Raw genomic sequence first — 5,001 nt, 5'->3', positions numbered from 1 at the left:
GGGCCCGAGCGGGGCGCTTTGGCGGGAGGAGGATTAGTCATTACACGTCCAGAAGCTTAAGTCAAACAAAAATAATATTATTGAATGTAAATGTATGAAAATAATGTGACTCAATCGTGACATCCTTGCAGTCATTCGATCCATGTTGTACATGCCGTAACAGCACACATTACTTAGCTTGTCACATCGTTGACATGAATTCTTCTTAATCTAAAAGTTTTAAAACTCATATTTTTCAGGAGTCTTACTTGAATTCCAATTCTGACGAATTAGTTAGCCGCATCCGACGTGACCTTGCCGATAGCTATGACGAAGAGCTCGAAATGGAACTGGAAGACCGTAATCTGGATGGGTTAGCGGAGAGTCCACTGGATGTCTCCTCGGAACAGTACAAAGAGAGCCGCCGACAGTATTTTCGGGAGCTCTTTCGAATGCAGGCTGAACTCGTAAAGCTTCAGGATTGGGTGGTTAAAACCGGCCATAAGGTAGTCATCCTGTTCGAAGGACGTGATGCCGCAGGAAAAGGCGGCGTAATCAAACGCATTACGCAGCGGCTAAACCCACGCGTTTGCCGTGTAGCAGCATTACCGGCACCAAATGCAAGAGAGCAAACTCAGTGGTATTTCCAGCGTTATGTATCGCATTTACCTGGTGCTGGTGAAATTATTCTCTTTGACCGTAGCTGGTATAACCGCGCTGGCGTTGAGCGAGTCATGGAATTTTGTTCAGAGGACGAGTATGAGGAATTTTTCCGATCGGTTCCAGAATTCGAAAAAATGCTGGTTCGCTCCGGTATACAGATCATTAAATATTGGTTCTCGATCTCTGATGACGAACAACAGCTTCGATTTTTAGGTCGAATCCACGATCCACTCAAACAATGGAAATTGAGTCCAATGGATCTGGAGTCACGACGTCGATGGGAGGAATACACGAAAGCTAAAGAAATCATGCTTCAACGCACTCACATTCCAGAAGCTCCTTGGTGGGTTGTTGAGGCAGATGACAAGAAAAAAGCTCGCCTTAACTGCATCCACCATTTACTGGACCAAATTCCCTATGGTGAAATTGAATACCAACCGATAGTGCTGCCGACGCGTGAGCGTAATGAAGATTACGTCCGTCAGTCTGTGCCTGCTGAAATATTAGTGCCATCTGTATATTGACAGTAAAAGCACACGCATAGACACCATCATGAGTTTCCTAATTCAACTAATGCATATTTAATAAATAAAACACGGAAAGTTAATAGACGTTGAAGAAAACCCAGCTTATGGCTTACAAATAATATTGGCTACTGACCGATTTGATGATCTAACGTTCAATTTTCCCGCCTCAATTTGATACATTGCTCCGCTTTAATTAACAGGAAACTAACGAAATGAAAGATGGCACTCGTTTGGCGGTTGTAGATTTGGGGTCAAACAGCTATCACTTAGAAATTGGTCACATTGAAAATGGACAATTTTTCCGTAGTGAATATTTGAAGGAGACGATTCGACAAGGCAATGGATTTGATGATGAGCGTAACCTGACTTCGGACGCCTTGCAAAAAGGTTGGGATTGCCTGGCCCGTTTTGGAGAGCGTTTAACCGGCTTTAGTAGCTCCGAAGTTCGCGCTGTGGCGACTCAAACCTTGAGAGAAGCGCGAAATCGTGACGATTTCTTAAGGCATGCAAACAAGGTGTTGGGTTTCCCTATTGACGTAATTTCTGGCCGTGAAGAGGCTCGCTTAGTTTATCAAGGAGTGGCCCAATCACTTCAACGATGTGATGAGCGTCGCTTGGTGGTCGACATTGGGGGTCGTTCGACTGAATTGATATTAGGTCAAGGATGCGAACCAAAAGTTATGGAGTCTTTCAGGGTAGGCAGTGTTATCTGGTCAACACGCTATTTTGCAGACAACAAACTAACCAAGCATGCTTTTCTAATGGCTGAAATTGCTGCAAAAGCAGTTCTGGACGAGGCAATCACAATATATAAGAGTAAAGCATGGGACGTTGCTTATGGTTCGGCTGGTACTGTGGGTGCAGTTTGCGATGTGTTAACTGCCGCAGGCTGGCCAGCAGGCTCGATCAGTCGTGATGGGCTGAATTGGCTGCAGGACGCTTTGATCAGCGCTCAAAGCACGGATCAAATTAAATTGCAGGGCTTGCGTGAAGATCGGCGAGTCATCATTGGTGGGGGCCTTGCAATTTTGAGGGCTGTCTTTGATTTGCTACAAATAAACCACATGAAAAGAGCGATTGGTGGATTGCGTCATGGACTTTTATTTGACCTCACTGGTGAGCATGAGGATGTATGTACAAAATCTGTTCGGCGACTGGAATCAAGATTTGGCACAGATTCTGTTCATGGCCTGCGCGTCGGGAGAGTTGCAAACCATTTATTTCGTCAACTCCAGAATCAAGCCGTGAAAGCTGGAGATCAAACAATTACTGATGATCGACTGAATCAAAAGTTAAATTGGGCAGGACAGTTGCATGAGATCGGAAGTAAGATTTCTCATAGCGATCTCCATAAGCATGGCGCCTATATCTTAGAGCATTCAGATGCTGTAGGTTTTGGCTTGTCTGAACTTCACAAACTTGGCCAACTGGTGCTAGGACACCGAGGTAAATTGCGAAGACTTGAAGTTGAATTTGAAGACCCAATATTCGTGCAACAGTTGCTTTGCCTGAGATTGGCAGTAATTTTGTGCCATGCCAGGCGCGATCCTGACTTGAAGGGTATCGAGTTGAAGCGAACAGATGCAAGTAATAGCTACTTTAGCCTGAGTGTCAGGGAAGGATGGGGCAAGAATTATCCCCAGTCTGCGCACCTTTTGCGCGAAGAGGTATTGACATGGCGGAAAACTGTTTGTTCCCTGACCCTTACCAGTTTTTGATAACTAAAGTGTCACACAATATCTAACTACATCACCACATGTCTTGATATCGGATTTAGTCAATCGACAAATGTGAATTCGTTAAATTTAATACTCACAGCGTTGATTTATACCATCGTCAACGAAAGAGAAAAATCACATATTGTCAATTGTTTTAATTTTACTTGTTGTTTGTTTTGATATATTGTTAGCGTAACGGCAATACTTAAATTCTATTTGAAATTCCAATGATAAATAAAATGGTCAACACCAAAATAGATAGTCTCGGTGATTCAAAAAAAAACAATGAAACTTACTATGGCTCTGATTCTTCTGGACTAATTTGCGGTTACGTATTCAAACCTGAGATCAACGCACAGGCGATCGATTCAGTTACATCCTTAGATTGGCTCAAACAAAAGCAAGACCGTGATAGCCTTGAATTTATATGGTTACATTTCAGTCTAAGTAATGCTTTATCCGAAAAATGGCTGAGGGATCACCTGCAATTGCCTGAGCATTTTTTTGAAACACTGCACGAAGGAACGGGGTCAACACGTGTTGAGCAAGAGGAGGACAGTCTCATCGCCGTTATTAACGATGTAATGTACGAGTTTTCATATGAAGCGTCCCAGATTTCGACAGCGTGGATGTGCGTTCAACACAACTGCGTCATAAGCGTGCGTAGACAACCTTTACGCAGTGTGGATCGTTTGCGTCTTGCTGTTAAAGCGGGAGATCAATTTTCTTCTCCCGTGTCATTGTTGGCTCATCTGTTGCGAGACCAAGCCGATGTTCTACAAAAAATAGAACGCGACTCTGCATCTAAAGTGGATCAAATTGAAGATAACCTTCTAACAGGTCATATCAAAAATACACGTGGAAATTTAGGAACGTTGCGGCGATTGTTTGTGCGATTACGACGACTTCTGGCACCAGAACCCGCATCACTTTTTCGCTTACTCAACCGTCCCCCTGCTTGGTTCATGAAAGACGATGCTCGCGAACTTCGTGAGGCCACTGAAGAGTCATCTGCCGTCCTCAACGATCTAGCCGCTCTACAAGAGCGTACCAAGCTTCTTCAAGAAGAAATCACAGCGCACACTACTGAAGAGACCAATCGCAGCGTGTATGTATTGACGATTGTGACCGTATTGGCACTGCCTATAAATATGGTTGCGGGTTTGCTTGGTATGAATGTTGGGGGCATACCCATGGCTCAGGATGCTCACGGCTTCTTGATTGTCGTCGCCATCGTCGCAATTTTCACTTGCATTGCTGGATGGTTTGCCTTTAGAAAACAACGTCGTTGATCCGAACCAACCTAGCAGTTTTTTTAATTTTCTTGGATGGTGCTAATCGAAGGTTCTGTTGTTAGGTTGTTCGTAGAGTAGAGCCCCTACGACGCCTTTGAATACACCGCGCCGATGGACTGTTCAAGTTCAGATATATCCGACTTTTGAGGAGTAAGTGGCGTGTTTAGAGAATCTGCTGCAACAAGGCGGCACATTCCCGAAAAGCGAAGGATTTCGAATCCAGCGCCAGGTCAATCAATTTTCGCCAGCAGTGAAGTGCATGCATGCAGGCAGCGTCCCGGATTGAAATTTCGGTGAACATGTATGAATTATTCCTCCGGGCAGATTAGAAATTTTCCTATTGATTGACCATGCTAGAAGGGCCAAGAAGTACGTCAAAGTGAACGTTTTCGCCATGAAAGCGAGCTGATGTAAATGCTAAAAATGACTAAATTTCTAATTTTCATTCCAGCAAATGCATCACAGACTCCCTTTCAATTTTGTACGCCAAGGCCGCATCCTCGCAGGATTACTCCGCTTTGGCGTTGGTAGGGCGGCCAGTTTTGATGGCGGGCACGGCCTTCACTGCGGCCAGGAAGGCGCTGTCGGACATGGCGGCAAGTGCCTTGATACCGGCACGAATGAATTCACTCTTTTTAACTGAGCTTGCCAGTTTTCCAGCGCGTTGCTTCAGGTCATCCAGCACGGTGTATTCGGCTTTAGGAATGGTGAAGCTATCGCGCACCATTTTTGGTTTCTTAACTTTGGCAGGCTTTTCTGCTTTTGGTTTGGCCACTGCCTTGACTTTCACTTTGGCAGTCGCTTTCACGGCTGCATTGA

4 protein-coding genes are annotated in these 5,001 nt (G+C 44.7%); 3 read left to right on the top strand and 1 reads right to left on the bottom strand.

Annotated elements, in window-relative coordinates:
- The first annotated feature begins 248 nt into the window (after positions 1-248).
- The 3 genes from ppk2 to WCG50_RS17330 all read left to right on the top strand — a co-directional run bounded on the left by ppk2 (position 249) and on the right by WCG50_RS17330 (position 4,179).
- The gene (ppk2, locus tag WCG50_RS17340; RefSeq protein WP_336900848.1) at positions 249-1,166 is read left to right on the top strand and encodes a polyphosphate kinase 2; all 918 of its coding nucleotides are present in this window, start codon (positions 249-251) and stop codon (positions 1,164-1,166) included.
- A gap of 215 nt (positions 1,167-1,381) precedes the next feature.
- A complete protein-coding gene (locus WCG50_RS17335) occupies positions 1,382-2,887 on the top strand; it encodes a Ppx/GppA phosphatase family protein (protein WP_336900847.1) in 1,506 nt (501 codons plus the stop codon).
- A 239-nt stretch (positions 2,888-3,126) separates the two neighbouring features.
- The gene (locus WCG50_RS17330) at positions 3,127-4,179 is read left to right on the top strand and encodes a transporter (protein ID WP_336900846.1); all 1,053 of its coding nucleotides are present in this window, start codon (positions 3,127-3,129) and stop codon (positions 4,177-4,179) included.
- A gap of 511 nt (positions 4,180-4,690) precedes the next feature.
- Here WCG50_RS17330 and WCG50_RS17325 read toward each other — a convergent pair.
- Positions 4,691-4,972 carry a hypothetical protein gene (locus WCG50_RS17325; protein ID WP_336900849.1) on the bottom strand — a complete coding sequence of 94 codons (282 nt, stop codon included), beginning with the start codon at positions 4,970-4,972 and terminating at the stop codon, positions 4,691-4,693.
- Positions 4,973-5,001 lie beyond the last annotated feature (29 nt).

Origin of the sequence: Rhodoferax sp., assembly GCF_037143375.1 — a bacterium.
Lineage (GTDB): Bacteria > Pseudomonadota > Gammaproteobacteria > Burkholderiales > Burkholderiaceae_C > Rhodoferax.
This window is presented reverse-complemented; position numbering and strand designations above follow the sequence as displayed.

What these genes read in the sequence shown, in the direction of transcription:
- WCG50_RS17335 (WP_336900847.1), top strand. Translation starts at nt 1,382, where the DNA reads ATGAAAGATGGCACTCGTTTGGCGGTTGTAGATTTGGGGTCAAACAGC.
- WCG50_RS17330 (WP_336900846.1), top strand. Translation starts at nt 3,127, where the DNA reads ATGGTCAACACCAAAATAGATAGTCTCGGTGATTCAAAAAAAAACAAT.